The following is a 21,830-nucleotide window of genomic DNA, read 5'->3' on the forward strand; positions in this document are numbered from 1 at the left end:
CGCCCGTCGGAACCCGGCGCCGCCATTCGTCTTGAGTCCGGACCATTTCAACCGGAGTTCCGCGTACATGGCCCCCCGCCAATTGGAAAGGCTTCCTGCGCCTGTCGCTCGTTACGTGCCCGGTGGCCCTCTACCCGGCCACCTCCGAGTCCGAGAAGATCAGCTTCAATCAGCTGAACCGGACAACTGGCCACCGGATCAAGTACGTCAAGGTCGACGCCGATACGGGCGAAGAGGTCCCCCACGAAGACATCGTCAAGGGCTATGAGCTCGAGAAGGGCCAGTACATCGAGGTCTCGAAGGAGGAGCTCGAGGAGATCGCCCTGGAGTCCACGCGTACGATCGAGATCGACGAGTTCGTGGACAAGGCTCAGCGTCGCCCGCGATCACGGCTTTGCCGGCCGCACTTTCCAGGGCCGATCGGATTCGGGGCGTCTCAGCGTCTGTCACGCGGAGTGGGTGTGCGGCGGAGAAGAACTATATCGACGCTCCGTTTCCGTACTCTGCTGATTTGCCGTTCCCAACAGAGGGGCAGGACCGAACGCCAAAGAAGCCTACGAGCCGGGATCGTCGATCAGGGGCTTTGGCCGGGCAAACAGCTCCAACCGCTCCTTGTGGTCGATGACGATCTCTCGTCCGCGGACGCGAATCCCATGGCTCGTAAGTTGGGCAAGACTGCGTGACAGGTTTTCGCGCGTCGTGCCGATGTGGGAGGCCAGCGTGCCGCGGTCGAATGGGATGACGATATTCGCATGCCCCGGTTCGCGCTGGGCTTCGGCGAGGATCCAGTTGGCGAGACGCTCGATGCTCGACCGGGCCAGGGTGCCCTTCAGTTTCTTGACAGAAGCGCGATAGGCATACGCCAGCTCCTGAGCAACAATCCGTGCGAATGCGATGTCTTCGTCGAAGAGTGCCCTTACATCGCGGGCGGGGATCAGCAGCACCCGCGACTCCGTCAGCGTGCGGGCTGAATTGAGATACGCCTGATCGACCACGACTGCAGCAAGTATGAAGGTCGACACGGGACGAAGCAGTGAGATGCCCCACTCGGCCTCGTCCTGCTCGGTGTAGATTTCCACCAACCCGCCAATCAGCACATGCAGGAAGTCGGCCTGATCTCCCTCGCGAGCCAACCGCACCCCGGCCGGAAATTGCTGCAGCAGAGCCGCGCCGAGCAACCGCTTCAGGTTCTCCTCGCTGAGGTCCGCAAACAGCGGCAGCGTCTTCAACTGGGCGAGTTCGTCGGGGCGCAAGCGAAGCTCCAGGAGTCACTCACCCGCTATCGCGCCGAACCGTGACAAAAGTCAATTGCATACGTGCAGTCTGACAATCCGATCTGAGACATTTGGCAGATTGTGGCCGACCGGACCGTCCGGTTGATGCATCGCAAAACCTTTCCCTGGTGCCCCGAATAACTGCTGTGGCGTCGAAGCCATACGTCGAGGCCACCATGGACGCCGCAGATTTCAGCCCTGAGCACCGAACGCGAGCACTCTGGCTCTCAACAATCTCGTTCACGATCTGCTTTGCGGTGTGGACGATCTTCTCGATCATCGGCATCCGGATCAAGCAAGAGCTGGATCTGAACGAAACCGAGTTCGGTCTCCTGATCGGCACCCCGATCCTGAGCGGCTCGCTGATCCGGCTGATACTGGGCATCTGGACCGATCAGTATGGCGGGCGCCGCGTCTACACCGTCGTGATGCTCGCCGCGGCGGTCGCGACCTATCTCCTGACCTGGGCGCATACCTATCCGCAATTTCTCGTCGCCGCGCTCTTTGTCGGAATCGCCGGTGGTTCGTTCGCGGTCGGCGTCGCCTATGTGTCGCGGTTCTATCCGACGGCCAAGCAGGGCACTGCGCTTGGAATCTTCGGCGCCGGCAATGTGGGCGCCGCCGTCACCAAGTTCGTCGCGCCGTTCGTGCTGGTCGCCTATGGCTGGCAGACCGTGGCCCAGATATGGGCGCTCGCGATCGGCGTCATGGCGATCGTCTTCTGGCTGTTCTCCGAGGAGGACCCGGTGGTCCGCTCGCGAAGGCAGCGCAAGCAGAAGGCCGGCAGCGCCTGGCTCGAGCTCGCGCCGCTCAAGAACATCCAGGTCTGGCGCTTTGCGCTGTATTACTTCTTCGTTTTCGGCGCCTTCGTCGCGCTGTCGCTGTGGCTGCCGCAATACCTGATCAAGGTCTACGGTGTCGGAATCCAATCGGCCGGCATGATGGCCGCCATGTTCTCGTTTCCGGCCAGCGTGTTTCGCGCCTACGGCGGACACTTGTCCGATCGCTTCGGTGCCCGTCGCGTGATGTACTGGACATTTCTGGTCGGTGTCGCCGCGACCTTCCTGTTGTCCTACCCGCCGACGGACTACGTCGTGACGACCGTCAACGGAAAGGTCGGCTTTCATCTGGAGATGGGGCTCGTCCCGTTCGTCGTCATCGTCTTCGTGCTCGGCTTCTTCATGGCGCTCGGCAAGGCCGCCGTCTACAAGCACATCCCCGTCTACTATCCGAACAATGTCGGAGCCGTCGGCGGCCTGGTCGGCATGATCGGCGGGCTCGGCGGATTCGTGCTCCCGATCGCGTTCGGCGCGCTGGTCGATCTCACCGGTCTGCGAACCAGCTGCTTCATGCTGCTCTTCCTGCTCGTCGGGGTCGCGCTGGTCTGGATGCATCTCTCGATCCGGCAGATGGAGCGCGGCGTTGCCGGCGAGGCGCTGAAGAGGCTGCCGGAGCTGCCGGAAATGGAGGAGATCCACCGGCCCGAGCACATCGGAGCCCTGTCCGGCGCGGTTCTCACCGACTGGCGGCCTGAGGACGACACGTTCTGGAGGGAGCAGGGCCGAGCCATCGCGCGACGCAATCTCTGGATATCCATTCCGGCGCTGCTGTTGTCCTTCGCGGTCTGGCAGGTCTGGTCTGTCGTGGTTGCGAAGCTGCCTTCGGTCGGCTTCAAGTTCACGACCGATGAGCTGTTCTGGCTGGCTTCGCTGCCTGGGATCTCCGGTGCAGTTCTGCGCATCTTCTACTCCTTCATGGTGCCGATCTTCGGCGGCCGGCTGTGGACCACGCTGGCCACGTGGTCGCTGCTGATACCCGCGATCGGAATCGGCTATGCGGTGCAGAATCCCGCAACGCCCTATCCGGTGTTCCTGATATTGGCTCTGCTGTGCGGCTTTGGCGGCGGCAATTTCGCCTCGTCGATGGCCAACATCTCCTTCTTCTTTCCCCGCGCCGAGAAGGGCAACGCGCTCGCGCTCAATGCCGGCCTCGGCAATCTCGGCGTCAGCGTCGTCCAGTTCGTGGTGCCGATCGTCATCACGGTCGGCGTGTTCGGCTGGTTCGGCGGAGATCCGGCGATGGCGACGAGCGGGTCGCAGCCGATGCCGATCTGGCTTCAGAACGCCGGCTTCGTCTGGGTGCCGTTCATCGTCGCCAGTGCTTTCGCCGCCTGGTTCGGGATGAACGACATCGCCTCCGCGAAAGCGTCCTTCGCCGATCAGGCCGTCATCTTCCAGCGGCGGCACAACTGGATCATGTGCTGGCTCTACACCGGCACGTTCGGCTCGTTCATCGGCTATTCCGCGGGCTTTCCGCTGCTGGCGAAGACCCAGTTCCCGGCCATCGACGCGTTGCAGTTCGCATTCCTCGGGCCGCTGGTGGGTGCCTTGTCGCGGTCCGCGACGGGCTGGATGGCCGACAAATGGGGCGGCGGGCGCGTGACCGTCGGGGTGTTCCTGCTGATGATGGCCGGCGTGCTCGGGGTGCTCTACTTCCTCGGCATCAAGGATCAGCCCGGTGCATTCTGGGGCTTCTTCGCGATGTTCCTGCTGCTGTTCTTCGCGACCGGCGTCGGCAATGCATCGACCTTCCAGATGATCCCCAACATCATGCGCCAGGAAATGACCCGGCTCATGCCGACCGCGGACGCGGAGACGCGGCTGCGCCAGGCCGAGAAGGAATCCGCCGCCATCACCGGCTTCACCTCCGCGATTGCCGCCTTCGGCGCATTCTTCATTCCCAAATCCTACGGCACCTCGATCGACCTCACCGGCGGCGTGCAGGCCGCCCTATGGGGCTTCTTCGGCTTCTACGTCACCTGCGTGCTGATCACCTGGGCCGTCTACACCCGCAAGGGCGGCGTCCTGCACGACGTCGAACGGCGCGGGGCGATCGCGGCCGCTGCCCAACCCGCTGAATGAGGACGTAAACGATGAGCCATTTTCTCGATAGGCTGACCTTCTTTACCCGGGCCAAGGAGGAGTTCGCAGGCGGACACGGCGTGACGACGACCGAGGACCGTTCCTGGGAGGAGGGCTATCGCAAGCGCTGGCAGCACGACAAGATCGTGCGCTCGACGCATGGCGTGAACTGCACCGGCTCCTGCTCGTGGAAGGTCTACGTCAAGGGCGGCATCGTCACCTGGGAGACCCAGCAGACCGACTACCCCCGGACGCGCCCTGATCTTCCCAATCATGAGCCGCGCGGCTGCGCCCGCGGCGCGAGCTACAGCTGGTACCTCTATTCCGGAAACCGGGTGAAATATCCGCTGGTGCGCTCGCGGCTGCTCAGGCTGTGGCGCGAGGCGCGAGCGCGGATGACGCCGGTCGCAGCCTGGAAGTCGATCGTCGAGAATCCGGGCAAGCGCTCGGACTATGTGCAGAAGCGCGGACTGGGCGGCTTCGTGCGGGCGAGTTGGGCCGAGGTCAATGAGCTGATCGCGGCAGCCAATGCCTATACGGTCAGAGCCCATGGTCCGGACCGCGTGTTCGGATTTTCGCCGATCCCGGCGATGTCCATGGTGAGCTACGCGGCCGGTGCGCGCTATCTGTCGCTGCTCGGCGGCGTCTGCATGTCGTTCTACGATTGGTATTGCGACCTGCCGCCGGCCTCGCCACAGACCTGGGGCGAGCAGACCGACGTACCTGAAAGCGCGGACTGGTACAATTCAGGCTTCCTGATGCTGTGGGGCTCCAACGTGCCACAGACGCGTACGCCGGATGCGCACTTCTATACTGAGGTTCGTTACAAGGGGGCCAAAAGCGTCGTTGTCTGCCCGGATTATTCCGAGGCCGCGAAATTCGCCGATCTCTGGCTGTCGCCGAAGCAGGGCACCGACGCGGCGCTCGCGATGGCGATGGGTCACGTGATCCTCAAGGAGTTTCACATCGACCGGCAGACGCCATACTTCAACGACTATGTGCGCCAGTATACGGATATGCCATTTCTGGTGCGGCTGGTGAAATCCGAGGGACGGCTCGTTCCTGAGCGGTTCGTGCGCGCCTCGGATTTCGCCACATCGCTCGACGAGGCCAACAATCCCGAATGGAAGACCGTCGCCTATGATGAGATCAGCGGGGCCATTGTCGTGCCCAAGGGATCGGTCGGCTTCCGCTGGGGCGAAAAAGGCAAGTGGAGCCTGGAAGAGAAGAGCTCGGCGAACAACGACACCCGGCTGCGGCTGTCTCTGGCCGGCATCGAGGACGACATCGCGCCGGTGGGATTCCCCTATTTCGGCAACCGTCAGCACGATCACTTCAGCGGCACCAATCATCCGGATGTGCTGACCCGCAACGTGCCGGTGAAGCGACTTCGTCTTGCCGATGGCGAGGCGGTCGTGGCCACTGTGTTCGATTTGTTCGCCGCCAATTATGGCGTCGATCGCGGCTTCGGCGGCGACCATCTCGGCAGGAGCTACGACGATCTGGAGCCGTACACTCCGGCATGGGCCGAGGCGATCTGTGGCGTGCCGCGCGGCCAGATCATCGCGGTTGCGCGCGAGTTTGCCTCGAATGCGTCTAAGACCCGGGGGCGCTCGATGGTCATCGTCGGGGCCGGTCTGAACCACTGGTACCACATGGACATGAACTATCGCGGCATCATCAACATGCTGGTGATGTGCGGCTGCGTCGGCCAGTCCGGCGGTGGCTGGTCGCATTATGTGGGTCAGGAGAAGCTGCGGCCGCAGTCGGGCTGGACGCCGCTCGCCTTTGCGCTCGATTGGGGGCGCCCGCCGAGGCAGATGAATTCGACCTCGGCGTTTTACGCTCACACCGACCAATGGCGCTACGAGACGGTCAATGTCAGCGAGATTCTCTCACCGACCGCACCGGCCGGTTCTTGGGACGGAGCGCTGATCGACTACAATGTCCGCGCGGAGCGCATGGGATGGCTGCCGTCCGCGCCGCAACTGCAGGCCAATCCGATCGAGGTATCGAAGCGCTCCGCCGCCGCCGGCCTGGAGCCGAAGGACTACGTCGCTAAGGCCTTGAAGTCGGGCGAGCTGAAGCTCTCCTGCGAGGATCCCGATCATCCGAAGAACTGGCCCCGCAACCTGTTCGTCTGGCGCTCCAACCTGCTCGGCGCCTCAGGCAAGGGTCACGAATATTTCCTCAAGCATCTGCTCGGCACCAAGCATGGCGTGATCGGCAAGGATCTTGGCGACCAGGGCCACAATAGACCGGTCGAGGTCACTTGGCACGAAGAGGCCCCGGAAGGAAAGCTCGATCTGCTGGTCACGCTCGACTTCCGGATGTCGACCACGTGCATGTATTCGGACGTCGTGCTGCCGACGGCCACTTGGTACGAGAAGAACGACCTCAATACGTCCGACATGCATCCCTTCATCCATCCCCTCTCGGCGGCGATCGATCCGGTATGGGAATCGCGCAGCGATTGGGACATCTACAAGGGGATCGCCGAGGCCTTCTCCAGGGTCGCGCCCGAAGTGCTCGGGGTCGAGAAGGACGTCGTGCTGACCCCGATCATGCATGACAGTCCGGGCGAAATCGCGCAGGCGTTCGACGTCAAGGACTGGAAGCAGGGTGAGATCGATCCGATCCCCGGCAAGACCATGCCGGCGGTCACGGTGGTCGAACGTGACTATCCGAATCTCTACAAGCGCTTCACCTCGCTTGGACCGTTGATGAACAAGCTCGGCAATGGCGGCAAGGGGATGGCCTGGAACACCGACCATGAGGTCGAGCTCCTGAAGCGCCTCAACGGCGTCGTCGCTGACGACGGGCCGACCCAGGGGCTGGCTCGCATCGACAGTGCGGTCGACGCTTGCGAGGTGATCCTCAGCCTGGCGCCGGAAACCAATGGTGAGGTTGCGGTCAAGGCGTGGTCGTCCCTGGAGCAATTCACTGGCCGCGACCATGCTCATCTCGCCATTCCGAAGGAGGACGAGAAGATCCGATTCCGCGACGTGGTGGCGCAGCCGCGCAAGATCATCTCGTCGCCGATCTGGTCGGGGCTCGAGTCGGAGAAGGTCTGCTACAACGCCGGCTACACCAATGTCCACGAGCTGATCCCGTGGCGGACGCTGACCGGCAGGCAGCAGCTCTATCAGGATCACCTATGGATGAGGGCCTTCGGCGAGGGCTTCTGCGTCTACCGGCCGCCGATCGATACCAAGACCGTCAAGCCGGTGATCGATCGCAAGCCGAATGGCAATGCGTCCGTTATCCTGAACTTCATTACGCCCCATCAGAAGTGGGGCATCCACTCCACCTATACCGACAATCTCCTGATGCTGACCCTGTCGCGCGGCGGTCCCATCGTGTGGATCAGCGAGATCGACGCAAAGGCTGCCGGTATCGCCGACAATGACTGGATCGAGGCCTACAACACCAATGGCGCGCTGGTTGCGCGCGCCGTGGTCTCGCAGCGGGTCAAGCAGGGCATGTGCATGATGTATCATGCTCAGGAGAAGATCGTGAACGTGCCGGGCTCCGAGCAGACGGGGCAGCGCGGCGGCATCCACAATTCGGTGACGCGGGTCGTTCCGAAGCCGACGCACATGATCGGGGGCTACGCTCAGCAGGCCTATGGCTTCAACTACTACGGCACGGTCGGCGCCAACCGCGACGAGTTCGTCATCGTCCGGAAGATGTCGAAGATTGATTGGCTGGACCAGCCGACTGCTGACCGGTCGGCCACGACCCCTTCGGAGGCTGCAGAATGAAGATCCGTGCTCAGATCGCAATGGTGCTCAATCTCGACAAGTGCATCGGCTGCCACACCTGCAGCGTGACCTGCAAGAACGTCTGGACCAGCCGCGAGGGGATGGAATACGCCTGGTTCAACAACGTCGAGACCAAACCGGGCGTTGGCTATCCCAAGGATTGGGAGAACCAGTCCCGCTGGAAGGGAGGCTGGTCGCGCAATCGCGACGGGTCGATCCAGCCGCGGATCGGGGGCAAGTGGCGGGTTCTGGCGAATATCTTCGCCAATCCCGACCTCCCCGAGATCGATGACTACTACGAGCCGTTCACCTTCGACTATCAGCACCTGCAAAGTGCGCCCGAGGCATCTGCGATGCCGACGGCACGGCCGCGCTCGCTGGTGTCTGGAGAGCGGATGGAAAAGATCGAGTGGGGACCCAATTGGGAAGAGATCCTGGGCGGCGAATTCGCCAAGCGCTCTCAGGACATCAATTTCGACGGCGTGCAGAAGGAGATCTACGGCCAGTTCGAGAACACCTTCATGATGTATCTGCCGCGGCTGTGCGAGCATTGCCTCAATCCGGCATGCGTCGCATCCTGCCCGTCCGGCGCGATCTACAAGCGCGAGGAGGACGGCATCGTTCTCATCGATCAGGACAAGTGCCGCGGCTGGAGAATGTGCGTCTCCGGCTGTCCATACAAGAAGATCTATTATAACTGGTCCTCGGGAAAATCGGAGAAGTGCATCTTCTGCTATCCTCGGATCGAGGCGGGGCAGCCGACCGTGTGCTCCGAGACCTGTGTCGGGCGCATTCGCTATCTCGGTGTCGTGCTGTATGACGCGGACCGCATCGCAGAGGCCGCGGCCAAGCCCGACGAGGGCGATCTCTACCAGGCCCAGCTCGACATCTTTCTCGATCCGAACGATCCGAACGTGCTTGCGGAAGCCGAGCGCCAGGGCATCCCTCATGCATGGCTGGAGGCGGCGATACGGTCGCCGATCTGGAAGATGGCGATGGAATGGAAGGTCGCCTTCCCCTTGCACCCGGAATATCGGACCCTGCCGATGGTCTGGTATGTGCCGCCGCTGTCGCCGATCACGTCGGCGGCCTCGTCTGGCAAGATCGGGCACGATGGCGAGATGCCCGACGTCAAATCCTTGCGCATTCCGATGCGGTACCTCGCCAATCTGCTGACTGCGGGCGACGAGAAGCCGATGACGCTGGCGCTCGAGCGAATGCTGGCCATGCGTGCCTATATGCGGGCCAAGACCATCGATGGCGTGGTCGACGAGGCGATCGCGAGGCGCGTCGGCCTGAGCGGCCCGCAGATCGACGACATGTACCACATCATGGCGATCGCCAACTACGAGGACCGCTTCGTGATCCCGACCGCGCACCGCGAGCTCGGTGCCGACGCATTTGATATCCGCGGCTCCTGCGGCTTCTCGTTCGGCAACGGCTGCTCCGGGGGCGAAAGCGAAGTCAACCTGTTCGGATCGCCGCGTAAGGCCAAGAACCCGATGGAGGTCGCCTGATGAAGACGTTCAAGGTGCTGTCGGCATTGCTGAACTATCCGAGCGGGGAATTGATCGCGGCCATCCCGGAGCTCGCGCGGGTGCTCGACCAGGAAGGCCTCGTCCGGCCTGGCATTCGCCGGGAGCTCGATGTGCTGCTGCAGGAGATCGCCACGGGCGACGTCTACGACCTGCAGGAGCGCTACGGCCTGCTGTTCGACCGCAGCAAGACGCTGGCGCTGCATCTGTTCGAGCACGTCCATGGCGAAGGCCGCGACCGCGGCCAGGCCATGGTCGACCTGCGGGCCATGTATGACCGTGCGAACCTCGTCATCGCCGGCAACGAGCTGCCGGATTATCTGCCGTTGTTCCTCGAATACCTCGCCACCCGGGAGCTTACGGACGCGCGCGAGTTGCTCGGCCAGACCAGTCACATCATCGCCGCGCTCGCGGAACGATTGGGGCGTCGGCAGTCGAGCTATAGGGCGGTGTTCGATGCGCTGCTCCAGATCGCCGCGGAGCAGCCCCGCGCGGAGATCGTCGATGAGCTGCTGAAGGCGGCGGACGTGGATCCGATGGACCTGCACGCGCTCGACGCGGCCTGGGAGGATGAAGAGGTCAGGTTTGGCCCGGGAGGGGGCGACCAGGCAGCCTGTGGGCACGACAATCTGATCGCAAAACTGCGCCACGCCAAACGTGCGGTCAACGCGCCGCCGTCACAGTTGCAATGAGGGGATTGGCCATGCAAACGCTCAATGCCATCGTCTTCGGCTGGTATCCCTATCTCTGTCTGACAGTCTTTCTGGTCGGCAGTCTGATTCGATTCGACCGCGAGCAATACACGTGGCGCTCAGGCTCAAGTCAGCTGCTTCGGCGGCGCCAATTGATCTGGGGCTCGAACCTTTTCCATGTTGGGATCCTCTTCATTTTTGCGGGTCATTTCGTCGGGCTGCTGACGCCGATCTGGGTGTTTGACATGCTCGGCGTGTCCCACGGCTTCAAGCAGATGCTCGCGATCGTCGCCGGTGGCGGCGCCGGACTGATGTGCCTGGTCGGTATTTCGCTCCTCGCGCATCGCAGGCTTTTCGATCCCAGGATTCGCGCGACGTCGTCTTTTGCTGACACGGGTATCCTTCTGGTGCTGTTCTTCCAGCTGCTGCTTGGCTTGGCGACCATCCCTGTGTCGCTCGGTCATCTCGATGGTCATGAGATGGTCAAGTTCATGGCCTGGGCGCAGGGCATTCTCACGTTGCAGCCCGGAATCGCCGCCAACATTGTCGACGTCCATCCGATCTTCAAGGCGCATCTGGTCCTGGGAATGACTATCTTCCTGCTCTTCCCCTTCACCCGCCTGGTCCACATCTGGAGTGCGCCGGTGTGGTATCTCGGCCGCCGCGGCTATCAGGTGGTGCGCAGCCGCGACGGGCGCCGTCATCTTGTGCAACCAATTCAGCCCGCGGAGTAGCCGATGGACTGTTCATTGGGCGCGGCGCTTCCAAAGCCGAAGCCGGTCAGTGTGAACGGGGTCGTGATCGAACGCGACGTCATTGCCCGGGAAGTTCAGAACCATCCGTCGGACAAGCCGATCCTCGCCTGGCAAGCGGCGGCGCGCGCGCTTGCGGTGCGCGAATTGCTGAGACAGGAGGTCATGCGGCTCGGCATAACGGCCGCTCCCCTGCGCGATGCCGAAGGTCGCAGCGAAACCGAGGAAGAGGCGGCGATGCGGGCGCTGATCGCGCGTGAGGTTCTGATACACGAGCCGGACGAATCGACGTGCCGTCGCTTCTACGATCAGAACAGGCAGCGGTTCCTGGTCGGAGAACTCTACGAAGCGTCTCACATCCTGCTGATCGCGCCGAGCAGCGATTCGCTGGCTCGGTCGGCTGCGCGAGACGAGGGGCGGACGATCGTGGAGGCCGTGCAGAGAAGCCCGGAACTGTTCGAGACCATCGCGCGCGATCGCTCCGATTGCAGGGTCTCGGCGGAGAATGGTGGCAGGCTCGGGCAGCTGTCGCGTGGGCAGACGACCGCAGAGTTCGACGCCGCGCTGGCCCGGATGTCGGTTGGAGAGGTCGGTCTGATTGAGACACGCTTTGGTATCCATGTCGTGCGCCTCGACCGACGGGCCCTCGGACAAGTCCTGCCGTTCGACATGGCAAGGGCGCGCATTTCGCAATATCTCACCGAGCGTGTGCGGCATCAGGCGCTCGCGCAATATGTAGCCAATCTGGCAGGCCGCGCCGAGATCGTTGGCGTGACGTTGCCGGCGCCGCAATCGGTACTGCCGCAGTAGGGGGGCGATCATGCTGCTCGGGGATCTCATTCACGATCTCAGTGACGACGCGAAGTCGAGTGCGGTGTTGCAGGGGTGCGGCGACCTCACGCTCCTGGTGCGCATCAGCTCTGTCGCGGATCGCCTCGGCGAGGAAGTCGGTGAGTATGCGTCGGCTGCTGTCCGGCGCTTTGCAAATCTCGCAGAGAATGAGGATTGGCTCGGGTTGATGAGCGCTATCGACCGCGCCGCCGACCCCGCGATCGTCTGTCTGACCTCCATGATCAAGTGGTCGCTGCAGAGGGATGAAATCGATCACTCCTAGAACGGATCCACCGCAGGCTATCCGTGCTGGAGGGGCGGGCTAAAAATGTCGAAGCGTCAAGTTGATGTTGGGATTCGCATGCACGATGAGATGGTAGAGAAAGTCGGCGTTGCGGCCGCGCCGCTCGTGGCGCTCGTATACGACGACGGGAAGTATCCCTACGAGACGTTCGATCACCTCGTGGATCACTCGCGTCGAGCGCGATTGAAGGTCGCCGGCGCACTGCAGCGAAGGCTGTTCCTCGACGAAAATCGCAGGTGCGACGTCCTGCTCGAGGAGATCGACACGGCAAATCAAACCCCGATCTTCGAGGATCGTGGATCGGGAGCGAAAGGTTGCCGGCTGGATGAATCGGCACTTGCAGAGGTGACAGTTCGAGTCCTCGCCAGCCTGGATGCGCGTCCAAACATCCTGGTGTTGAACAAATTTGGTAAGGCAGAGTGCGGGGGAGGCGGAACGCTTGATCTGATTGCCCGCGCGTTGGACCTTGCGATACCGACGATTGTCGGCGTGCCGCGCAGCAATATCGATGCCTGGAGAGGTTTCGCCGGAGATATGGGGGTTGAGCTCGAAGCCCGCGGAGACGTGGAGCGGTGGCTGGAAAGTGTTCGGCAGGATCGAACTATAGACTCAACCAGCCAGCTGCGCTGATTGCGATTGCGAGCAATCGAGGGGGCGGGGGACACAGAACTGCCAAGCCAGACCCCCGAAGATGTCTGCCGGCTGACATGGATGTTCCTCGACGCGACAGGGAGTCCGCCGGTCGAGCTGGAGTGGTCATCACGACGCTGATGACGCAGAATGTTGCGCTCCGACAAAGAATGGCCGGTCGGGCCAGTTTAGCATCTTTCCGATCGCCGGGGATTGTATGGCGCAAGCTCAACGTTCGCGTCCCCTTGGCTGCGTTCCTCCGGGCGACGGCAACTGCCGAATGGCGCATCGTCGTCGCGAGTGCTGCGTCCGCGATCAAGAACTGGAGCCGCTCATGATTGGGGCGAAAATCTCGCGCTGGACGATGAGCTATTTCGCGGCAGCGCTGGGGTGGCTGCTCGTTGCCTTGGCAATGCTGATCGGCGGACTCGGTTACCCCGCCGCAGAGCTCGGCGCTCCCGATACGCTTGTCGTTGTGCATGCGGTCTGTATCGGTTGGCTCAGTCTCTCGGTATGCGGCGCCTTGTTCCAGTTCGTTCCCGTTTTCGTCGCAAGGCCGCTCCTCTTCGACAAATGGGCCTTGCCGGCCTTGTTCCTCATCAACGTCGGTCTGGTCTGCTTGATATTGGGCTTCCTCTCACTGGCCGGGCGAATTGCTCCAGCCGTTTGGCTTCTGCCGGCCGGCAGCGTGGTGCTCGGCGCGGGTCTGGCGATGGTCGCGCTCGATCTGGGCCTGACTCTCGTCAGCCAGCCGAAGGGATCTGCTCTCTTTGTCATCGCCGGACTTGGCGCATTATGCGCAACTGTCGCGCTCGGCGCCGCGTTCGCGTTTGCTCTCGCCGGATCGGCGGGCGCCTTCGGCGACGCGCTCCTGGCCGCGGCGATTCCGATCCATGCGATTGCCGGGCTGGGAGGCTGGCTGACCCTGACCGCCATGGGGGTGAGCTATCGCCTGCTGGCCATGTTCATGCTCTCGGCGGACCTCGGCGAGCGACAGAGCACATCCGCGCTGAAATTCGGTGCGCTCGCGCTATCGGTGGCAGTCGTCGGCGGATTGTTCGCAATCGGCCTCGGGGCCGAGCTCGGAGCCGTGCTCATCCTCGCCGCCGTTCTTGGGGTGATCTCGCTTGCGCTCTATGGATGGGACATCGCGACGATCTATCGCTCCCGCAAACGGCGCCAGCTCGAGCTGAACATGCGGATGGCAACCGTGTCTTTCGCCAATTTGGCGGCGACGGTGACGCTCGGCACCGTCATCATCGTCACCGGAAAGGTCGGCGTTCATGTCGGCGCGTTCGCGTTCTTGGCCGTGTTCGGCTGGCTGTCTGGTCTCATATTCGCGAAGCTCTACAAGATTATCGCCTTTCTGACCTGGCTCGAAACCTACGGTCCCGTGATGGGGCGCGCCCCGACGCCACGGGTTCAGGACCTGGCGGTGGAACGTCGGTCCGAGAAGTGGTTCATCATCTATTTTCTAGGCGTATGGGCGGCGACCATCATGTTGATGATGGGCGAGGGCCAGGCGTTTCGCGGCGCCGCGGCGGTCATGGCCGTGGGCAGTCTTGGAATCATACACGAGCTTGTGCGAGTCCGACGTCTTTCCGATGTTGCGGGCTCCCGGAGGCTTCCGGCCGGAGCCATCGCGCCAAGCCTGTTGTTCGCCAGAAACTAGGAGGAGAGCCATGACCGCGTACATTGACGTCGACGTCCGACCGATTCTCAGGGCCGGAGGCGAACCGTTCTCCATCATCATGGACGCGGTCGGCCGGCTGGCGCCAGGCCAGGGTGTGCGGCTGATCGCGAGCTTCAGGCCGGTTCCGCTGCTCTCCGTCATGGCAGGAAAGGGCTTCGCCCACACCGATCGACCGCTCGACGATGGCGACTGGGAAGTGCTGTTTTCGCCGTTGGCTGCCGAGGTCGCCGGTCAGGAAGACGCTGGTGCCAGCCTCGCATTCGAGCGATGGCCAGATCCCGTAGTCACGCTCGACAACCGAGAGCTCGACCCACCCGAGCCGATGGTGCGCATCCTTGCGGCCGCGGAGGAGTTGGGCCCTGGAGAGACCTTGTCGGCACTTCTGGGCCGCGAGCCGGTCTTCCTGTTCCCTGAACTTGAGAAGCGTGGCTTTCGCTGGCTCGGCGGGTTTACGCCGGATGGATCGACCTACGAACTGTCGGTGAGGGCTCCGCTATGAGCCGCGACGTCATCGACCGCATCCGCGACGCAATGCGCGTTGTCATCGATCCGGAGCTGGGGGAAAACGTGGTCGATCTCGGCTTCATCTATGAGATCACGGCGACGGATGGTGTCGTGCATGTCACGATGACGGCCACAACGCCCGGGTGCCCCGCAACAGGTTTTCTCAAGGAAGGGGTCGCAAGCAGCATTGCGGAGATTGCGGACGTCGAAGCCGTGGACGTGACGATGACATTCGATCCGCCTTGGACCCCATCCAGAATTGATCCGGCCGTTCGTGCTGCGCTGGGTTTCGACAACGTCAATTGACCGAACGAAAGCGAAAAGCTGGCAGCGGCTCGGCCGGAGAGGCGGCGTCGTTACGCCCGCTCGTCGAAGAACACGTCAACCGTCGTGGACGCCTTCGGCCCATCGCCCGAGTGCGTCTGTCGTGTTCTGTCTTCAAATCCTATCGTCTGTCTTGCTTCGCCATCTCAACAAGATTGCCTGCTTCGGTCGTCCGGTCCGGAAGCCACTCCCGCGCGTTGGCGTGGAGCCCGGGGACGCCGAGCAGGTTGATCGCGCGACAGGCGATCTGCTCGATGACGTCATCGAGCGACTGGGGCTTCAGGTAGAACGCCGGCATTGGCGGCGCGATGATCGCGCCGATCTCGGTGGCCTGCGTCATCGCTCGGAGATGACCGAGATGCAGCGGGCTCTCCCGCACCAGGAGTATCAGCCGGCGGCGCTCCTTGAGTTGAACGTCGGCGGCGCGGACCAGCAGGTTGTCGAGCTGGCCCCAGGCGATCGCCGAGAGGGTGCGGATCGAGCAGGGCGCCACGATCATGCCGGCTGCAGAAAACGAGCCGCTGGCGATGCTCGCGCCGATGTCGGCGACATCATGAGCATGCGCCGCCAGATCGCGCAGCCGCGCCAGGCCGCCCTGGCCGAGCTCCTCGTGCAAGGTGCGCACGGCAGCGTCAGACACCACGAGATGGACCGCGCATTGCGGCTGCTCCGCGAGCCGTTCGACGATGCGCGCACCGATCGCGGCGCCCGAGGCGCCGCTGATGCCGACGATGACGTGATGCCGCCCGTTCATGCCGAGGCCGTTCGGTCGGCTATGGCATCGCCGAGGCCGAGGCTCGGCCACATCGCGTCGATGCGCGCGGCTACAGCGGGGTCCATCGCCAGCACCTCGCCCCAGGCGCGTTCGGTCTCGACCCCGAGCTTGGTTGTGGCGTCGATGCCGAGCTTCCCGCCGAGGCCGGATTTTGGCGAGGCGAAGTCGAGGTAGTCGATCGGCGTGTTGGCAAGCGGCAGCAGGTCGCGCGAGGAGTCGCAGCGCGTTGCGACGGCCCACATCACCGCGCGCCAGTCGCGGACGTCGATGTCGTGGTCGACCACGATGAGGAGCTTGGTGTAGCTGAACTGCGGCAGCATCGACCACAGGCCGAGCATGATGCGGCGGGCCTGGCCCGGATAGCGCTTCTCGATCGCTACTACGGCGATCCTGTAGGAGCAGGCCTCCGGCGGCAGATAGCAGTCGACGACCTCCGGGAATTGTCGTCGGATCAAGGGGACGAACAGCGTGTTCAGCGCCTCGCCAATTCGAGACGGCTCGTCCGGCGCGCGTCCCGTGAACGTCGACAGATAGAGCGGGCTGCGACGCGTGGTGATCGCGGTGACCTGAAGCACCGGAAAGCTCTCGACGGCGTTGTAGTAGCCGGTGTGATCGCCATAGGGCCCCTCCGGCGCGGTCTCCGTGGCCGACACGATGCCCTCGATCACGATCTCGGCTGCCGCCGGCACCGTCAGGGGCACGGTGAGGCATTCGACCAGCTCGGGACGGTCGCCGCGCAGGATGCCGGCGAAGCGCAGCTCGGAGATGGTCTCGGGCAACGGCAACACGGCGCTGAGGATGGTGGCGGGATCGGCCCCGATCACGATCGCAATCGGCATGTCGCGCCCCTGCGCCTGCCACTGCTGGTGGTGGCGGGCGCCGCCGCGATGGGCGAGCCAGCGCATGATGGCGCGATCGCGGCCGAGCACCTGCATGCGGTAGACGCCGACATTTTCCTGCTCGCCGGCGGACGCGTCCGGCGGCACGGTGATGACGAGCGGCCACGTCAACAGCGGCGCTGGCTCGCCCGGCCAGCAGATCTGGGCCGGCAAGGTGGTCAGGTCGATGTCATCGCCCATCGTGACACATTCATGCACCGGCGCGGCTGATCGCAGCCTCGGCCGGGTCGACAGTGCTGCGCGTGCCAGCGGCAGCTTCTGCAGCGCTTCCCTGATGTCGCGCGGCGGCTGGGGGGCGCGCAACTCCGCCATCATCTCGCCGAGCTCCGCCAATCGTTCCGGCTGCACGCCCATGCCCCAGGCCACTCGCTCCACGGTGCCGAACAGATTGGTGACGAGCGGCATTGCCGAGAGCGATCCGCATGCCTTGATCGGTCGTTCGAACAGCAGCACGGGCCCTTCGGCGGAGATGACGCGGCGATGGATCTCGGTGATCTCGTGGACGACCGAGACGCTGTCGCGAATGCGTCGCAGCTGTCCCCGCTCGTCGAGAAAGCGCAGGAAATCCGACAGCTCGCGGAAGCGAGGGACATCACGTCGCAACGATAGGCTCCGTTCAAAAAACGCCTCGTAGCTGGAACAATCAGTGTGATCTTTGTTCCGGGTCAAATACTTCCCCCGCCGATCCGGCCAGAGCTTGTGCCATGAGCTCTCTTCAGGACGCGCCTTCGACCTCACTGCCCCTGTTGCCGCCACTGCTCAGGCAGATGCTGCGTCCGTTGCCATTGCTGCCCCTGCAGATCGCGCTCGGCGCTTTCCTGCGTGGGCTTTTGCGCCGGCATCCGCATCTTCTCGACCGGCTCGGGTCGCATCGCGGAAAGCGCTTTGGCATCAAGCCGACCGATCTGCCGTTCGCTTTCGTGATTCAGGCGGGCCCACAGCAGCCGCAACTCGCGGCGGTGCGCGAGTTGCCCACCGGCCTCGATGCGTCCATCTCCGCGTCGATCGTGAGCCTGTTGGCGCTGGTCGAGGGCCGGCTCGACGGCGATGCGCTGATGTTTTCGCGTCAGCTCGTCATCGAAGGCGATATCGAGGCGGTGCTCGCGCTCCGCAATGCGATCGACGATGCCGGTCTGGATCTGGTCGGCGAGATCGCAGCGCTTTCGGGGCCGTTCGGCGTGCCCGCGCAACGCCTGCTCGCGGCCGCGCGTGACTCGCTGCTGAGATCAACGACGAACGAAAGCGGGATGCGACCATGGAGCTGATCTGTCCGGCAGGGACGCCGGCGGCGCTGAAGAGCGCGGTCGAAGCCGGTGCCGATGCCGTCTATTGCGGCTTCGCCGACGAGACCAATGCCCGCAACTTTCCCGGGCTGAATTTCAGCCGCGAGCAGATGCGCGAAGGAGTAACGTTCGCGCATCGGCGCGGCGCCAAGGTGCTGGTTGCGATCAACACCTTCCCGCGGGCCGGCGCCGTCGAGCTGTGGCGTCGCGCGGTCGACGATGCCGTCGAGGCCGGGGCCGACGCGCTGATCCTTGCCGATGTCGGGCTGATGCACTATGTCGCGCGGCGCCATCCCGAACAGCGACTGCATGTCTCGGTGCAGGCGGCGGCGGCGAATGTCGACGCGATTGCGTTCTATGTTGAGAATTTCGGCGCCCGCCGCGTGGTGCTGCCGCGCGTGCTGAGCGTGCCCGAGATCGCCGATATCACCCGTGAGACGGCATGCGAGACCGAAGTGTTCGTGTTTGGCGGACTATGCGTTATGGCCGAGGGGCGTTGCTCGCTGTCCTCCTACGCCACCGGCAAGTCGCCGAACATGCAGGGGGTATGCTCGCCGGCCAGTCATGTCGTCTATCAGGAGACGATACTGGGCACGACCTCGCGGCTTGGCGCTTTCACAATCAACCGTTTCGGACGCAACGAACCTGCCGGCTATCCAACGCTGTGCAAGGGGCGTTTCTCGACCGCACAGGGTTCTGGCTACATCTTTGAGGATCCGGTCAGCCTCGATGCCACGACCCTGCTCGCAGGCTTGCGCGAAGCCGGCGTCACCGCGCTCAAGATCGAGGGCCGCCAGCGCGGCCGCGCCTATGTCGACGGGGTCGTGCGGCATTTCCGCAGCGTGCTGGCAGCGCTCGATGCCGGCCGGTCCGCCGACGCGTCCGACCTCACGGCGTTCACCGAAGGGCAGGCCACCACGCAGGGCGCCTACCGCAAGACCTGGCGCTAGGACGACATGACAATGGCGGAACAAGGCGCAGGCCGAATGCAGCTCACTCTGGGGCCCGTGCTCTACAATTGGCAGCCCGAGCGCTGGCGTGATTTTTACTTTCGCATGGCCGACGAGGCCCCGCTCGACCGCGTCGTGGTCGGCGAGGTCGTCTGCTCTAAGCGCGCGCCGTTCTTCGAACCCCATTTGCCTGAAGTCATCGAGCGGCTTATGGCTGCCGGCAAGCAGGTGCTGCTGGGTTCGCTGGTCCTGGTGTCGTTGCGACGCGAGCGCCGGCAGACGGCAAGCCTCGCCGAGTTCGGCCACGGTCTGGTGGAGGTCAACGACCTCACCTGCCTCAAATCGATCGCCGGTCGGCCGCATGCCATCGGGCCATTCGTCAACATCTACAACGAGGCCAGCGCCGCGTTTCATGCCGCCCAGGGCGCTACCCGGATCTGCCTCCCGCCGGAGCTGCCACTGTCCTCGGTTGCCGCGATCGCCGGCGCCGTGCCGCAGGTGGCGATCGAAGTGTTCGCCTTCGGCCGTGTGCCGCTCGCGATCTCCGCGCGCTGCTATCACGCCCGCCTGCACAAGCTCGCCAAGGACAATTGCCGCTTCGTGTGCGAGCAGGATCCGGACGGCCTCGTCGTGACGACGCTGGACAATGAAGCGTTCCTCACCATGAATGGCGTGCAGACGTTGTCGCATGGTTGCTGCAACCTGCTCGGCGATCTCGATCGTCTGACGCAGAGCGGCGTGAGATCGCTGCGGCTGTCACCTCAGACCTGCGACATGGTCGCGGTGTCCGAGCAATTCCAGGCGGTCCTGGCGGGCCGCGTGGAAGCTGAGGCAGCCAGGGACCGCTTGCGCGAGATCTATCCGGACGTTCCATTCGCCAACGGCTTCTTGCACGGCGCCCCCGGTGCCTCCTACGTCTCGGGGTAGGTACTGCCGTGTCCTTCTGTCGAGGTGAACTCAGATGTGCCCAGTCTGCATGTTGACTGACCACGGATGGACGACGTTGAGCGACGGCGCGCAGCCCGTTCGTGCCGGCATGCTGCAGATTGCTGACCGCGCCCAGGCGGAAGCCCAGGAAGCCGGGGAAATCGTGGTCTGTCCCCGATTTCCCCTCCCAAGCCGGCTGGCGTCCTACGCGCCGACCGCAAAGCCCAGCTGACGGCCGACGCCTCATCCCGATTTGTCACTGAACGCGGCGGGAAGCGCAGCGAGGAACGCCATGACGCGCTGCGTGCGCAGGGGCGGCCGGCGGTCCGAGGTGCGCAGCATCCATAGGGGCTCCGCCGGCGCGCGCCACGGCTCGAGCACTTCGACGAGCCGACCTGTGCGCAAGTCGTCGTGGACGAGCCATGCCGGGCCCCAGCCAATGCCGAACCCATTCGCGATCAAAGCGACCGAAGCGTGCGCGTCGTCGCAAATGTGCTTGGGCTTGGGCGCGACGCGAACGAGTTTCTTGCCGCGCGGGTCGGTGAAGCGCCAGGTCAGGATCTGCCCGCTCGCGGGATTGCGGAAGCCGACGTGGTCATGTTCGGACAGCTCGTATGGAGTCGCCGGCGCGCCGCGCGCGTTCAGATAGGCGGGCGAGGCGCAAGCGATCCAGGAGAACGTGCAAAGCCGCCGCGCCAGATGACCGGGCGCGCGATCGAGGGGTCCTGAGCGGATGGCGATGTCGACGCCTTCCGCTGCGAGATCAAGAATCTCGTTGCGGAATTTGATCTCGATCTCGATTTCCGGCCGCTCCCGCAGGAACGCAGGCAGTCGCGGCAGGATGCAGGCACGCGCGAACGAGGCGGGGGCGGTCACTCGCACCCGTCCGCCATCGTTACGCGCGGCTTCGCCGAGCGCGGATTGGACGCGATCGAGACTTTCGGCCAGCGCGCGTCCCGCCGCCATCAGCCGCCCGCCCTCTTCGGTCAGTGCCAGCGAATGGGTGGTGCGGTGCAAAAGCCGTATTCCGCGAGCCTGTTCGAGGCGGGCGACCGCCTTGGACATCGCCGAGGTGGTCGTCCCCGCCCGCCGCGCGGCTTCGGCGAAGGAGCCCGCCTCGACGACGCGGACGAAGGCGAGGAGACGCGAGAGGTCGGGAGGCAAGGCTGTTGTGGACATTCAGTCCACATAGTCATGGCGACGGGGTCGCTACAAGAGGCCGTTCCGATGGGCCAAATGGGGAGCGTTAGCGCGCATGCTGCGCCGCTAGAAACCGCGAGAAGTCCCATGAACGCCATCGAAATCACGCTGCAAGCCCTCGACGCCGCCGAGCGCGCGATTCCCCCCGGCCAGCCGGTCTACATGCTCAATCTGCTGCGCTACCGCGCGTATGCGCGTTACGAGGACGGCTTCGACGCCGCGCCCTGTTCGGGCCGCGAAGCCTTTAACGAACGCTATAGACCGGCCTTCCGGCGTCTCGCAGCCGGTAAGCCGCTGGTGCGGATGTTTTCCGGGCCGGTCCTGGCGAGCCTGGTCGGCCCGCAAGGCAAACGCTGGGACGAAGCGGCGATCAATGAATACGGCGATTTCGCCGCCTTCCGCTCGATCGTCGACACCGAGACCTACCAGCGCGAAGTCGCCCCGCATCGGCACGCGGCGCTCGAGGATTTCCGGTTGTTCGCGCTCGCCAAGGCGATGTGAACGCATTGAGGCGGCGGCCTTATGCATTCGCCTTAACCAAACGTGACGCTACGACGAGCCCGGGAATCCGT

General features: G+C 64.0%; 19 protein-coding genes and 1 pseudogene. 16 read left to right on the forward strand and 4 right to left on the reverse strand.

All coding sequences use genetic code 11. The features are described from left to right. Positions 1 to 44: 44 nt before the first annotated feature. Positions 45 to 425, forward strand: a pseudogene (locus tag QX070_RS23835) (Ku protein); the annotation flags it as partial. Positions 426 to 554: 129 nt separating this feature from the next. Here QX070_RS23835 and QX070_RS23840 read toward each other — a convergent pair. Then, on the reverse strand, positions 555 to 1,253 hold the full coding sequence (locus QX070_RS23840; protein WP_315739582.1) for a helix-turn-helix domain-containing protein: 699 nt from the start codon (positions 1,251 to 1,253) through the stop codon (positions 555 to 557). Between the two features lie 197 nt (positions 1,254 to 1,450). Between QX070_RS23840 and QX070_RS23845 the strand changes: the two genes are divergently transcribed. The 11 genes from QX070_RS23845 (at position 1,451) to QX070_RS23895 (ending at position 15,206) form a co-directional block, all read left to right on the forward strand. Next, entirely contained in the window at positions 1,451 to 4,195 is a 2,745-nt protein-coding gene (locus QX070_RS23845) for an MFS transporter (RefSeq protein ID WP_315739584.1), read from the forward strand. Between the two features lie 11 nt (positions 4,196 to 4,206). Next, positions 4,207 to 7,959, forward strand: coding sequence for a nitrate reductase subunit alpha (locus QX070_RS23850; protein ID WP_315739585.1), 3,753 nt, complete (start codon positions 4,207 to 4,209; stop codon positions 7,957 to 7,959). Further along, positions 7,956 to 9,476, forward strand: a complete 1,521-nt coding sequence (gene narH / locus QX070_RS23855; RefSeq protein ID WP_315739587.1) for a nitrate reductase subunit beta — start codon at positions 7,956 to 7,958, stop codon at positions 9,474 to 9,476. Before QX070_RS23850 ends, narH begins: the two co-directional genes overlap by 4 nt. Further along, entirely contained in the window at positions 9,476 to 10,186 is a 711-nt protein-coding gene (gene narJ / locus QX070_RS23860) for a nitrate reductase molybdenum cofactor assembly chaperone (RefSeq protein WP_315739588.1), read from the forward strand. Before narH ends, narJ begins: the two co-directional genes overlap by 1 nt. A gap of 11 nt (positions 10,187 to 10,197) precedes the next feature. Then, positions 10,198 to 10,920: a respiratory nitrate reductase subunit gamma gene (narI, locus tag QX070_RS23865; RefSeq protein WP_315739589.1), complete on the forward strand. Its 723-nt coding sequence runs from the start codon at positions 10,198 to 10,200 to the stop codon at positions 10,918 to 10,920. A 3-nt stretch (positions 10,921 to 10,923) separates the two neighbouring features. Further along, complete coding sequence (locus QX070_RS23870; protein WP_315739590.1) at positions 10,924 to 11,748, forward strand: peptidylprolyl isomerase; 825 nt, start codon at positions 10,924 to 10,926, stop codon at positions 11,746 to 11,748. A 10-nt stretch (positions 11,749 to 11,758) separates the two neighbouring features. Further along, positions 11,759 to 12,052 carry a hypothetical protein gene (locus tag QX070_RS23875; RefSeq protein ID WP_315739592.1) on the forward strand — a complete coding sequence of 98 codons (294 nt, stop codon included), beginning with the start codon at positions 11,759 to 11,761 and terminating at the stop codon, positions 12,050 to 12,052. Between the two features lie 45 nt (positions 12,053 to 12,097). Further along, the gene (locus tag QX070_RS23880; protein ID WP_315739593.1) at positions 12,098 to 12,703 is read left to right on the forward strand and encodes a DUF2478 domain-containing protein; all 606 of its coding nucleotides are present in this window, start codon (positions 12,098 to 12,100) and stop codon (positions 12,701 to 12,703) included. 280 nt (positions 12,704 to 12,983) lie between these two features. Beyond that, complete coding sequence (locus tag QX070_RS23885; RefSeq protein ID WP_315739594.1) at positions 12,984 to 14,375, forward strand: hypothetical protein; 1,392 nt, start codon at positions 12,984 to 12,986, stop codon at positions 14,373 to 14,375. A 10-nt stretch (positions 14,376 to 14,385) separates the two neighbouring features. Continuing rightward, positions 14,386 to 14,895, forward strand: a complete 510-nt coding sequence (locus QX070_RS23890; RefSeq protein ID WP_315739595.1) for a DUF2249 domain-containing protein — start codon at positions 14,386 to 14,388, stop codon at positions 14,893 to 14,895. Continuing rightward, positions 14,892 to 15,206: a metal-sulfur cluster assembly factor gene (locus tag QX070_RS23895; protein ID WP_315739596.1), complete on the forward strand. Its 315-nt coding sequence runs from the start codon at positions 14,892 to 14,894 to the stop codon at positions 15,204 to 15,206. Before QX070_RS23890 ends, QX070_RS23895 begins: the two co-directional genes overlap by 4 nt. Before the next feature lie 139 nt (positions 15,207 to 15,345). Here the strand turns inward: QX070_RS23895 and QX070_RS23900 are convergent, their stop codons facing one another. Both QX070_RS23900 and QX070_RS23905 read right to left on the reverse strand, forming a co-directional pair. Then, positions 15,346 to 15,978: a UbiX family flavin prenyltransferase gene (locus QX070_RS23900; RefSeq protein ID WP_315739597.1), complete on the reverse strand. Its 633-nt coding sequence runs from the start codon at positions 15,976 to 15,978 to the stop codon at positions 15,346 to 15,348. Beyond that, complete coding sequence (locus tag QX070_RS23905; protein ID WP_315739598.1) at positions 15,975 to 17,501, reverse strand: UbiD family decarboxylase; 1,527 nt, start codon at positions 17,499 to 17,501, stop codon at positions 15,975 to 15,977. The genes QX070_RS23900 and QX070_RS23905 overlap by 4 nt, the downstream gene beginning before the upstream one ends. Before the next feature lie 101 nt (positions 17,502 to 17,602). On the opposite strand from QX070_RS23905, the gene QX070_RS23910 reads away from it, so the two are divergent. From QX070_RS23910 to QX070_RS23920, 3 genes are read left to right on the forward strand one after another with little or no spacing between them, the layout of a single operon-like run. Continuing rightward, entirely contained in the window at positions 17,603 to 18,163 is a 561-nt protein-coding gene (locus QX070_RS23910) for an SCP2 domain-containing protein (RefSeq protein ID WP_315739599.1), read from the forward strand. Continuing rightward, on the forward strand, positions 18,154 to 19,131 hold the full coding sequence (locus QX070_RS23915; RefSeq protein ID WP_315739600.1) for a peptidase U32 family protein: 978 nt from the start codon (positions 18,154 to 18,156) through the stop codon (positions 19,129 to 19,131). Before QX070_RS23910 ends, QX070_RS23915 begins: the two co-directional genes overlap by 10 nt. A 36-nt stretch (positions 19,132 to 19,167) precedes the next feature. Next, a complete protein-coding gene (locus QX070_RS23920) occupies positions 19,168 to 20,058 on the forward strand; it encodes a U32 family peptidase (RefSeq protein ID WP_315739601.1) in 891 nt (296 codons plus the stop codon). Between the two features lie 243 nt (positions 20,059 to 20,301). On the opposite strand, the gene QX070_RS23925 is transcribed toward QX070_RS23920, so the two are convergent. Next, on the reverse strand, positions 20,302 to 21,237 hold the full coding sequence (locus QX070_RS23925) for a LysR family transcriptional regulator (RefSeq protein ID WP_315739602.1): 936 nt from the start codon (positions 21,235 to 21,237) through the stop codon (positions 20,302 to 20,304). A 108-nt stretch (positions 21,238 to 21,345) separates the two neighbouring features. Between QX070_RS23925 and QX070_RS23930 the strand changes: the two genes are divergently transcribed. Beyond that, the gene (locus QX070_RS23930; RefSeq protein WP_315739603.1) at positions 21,346 to 21,759 is read left to right on the forward strand and encodes a hypothetical protein; all 414 of its coding nucleotides are present in this window, start codon (positions 21,346 to 21,348) and stop codon (positions 21,757 to 21,759) included. Positions 21,760 to 21,830: the final 71 nt, after the last annotated feature.

This window comes from Bradyrhizobium sp. SZCCHNR1093 (genome assembly GCF_032381175.1).
In the GTDB taxonomy this organism is placed as follows: Bacteria; Pseudomonadota; Alphaproteobacteria; order Rhizobiales; family Xanthobacteraceae; genus Bradyrhizobium.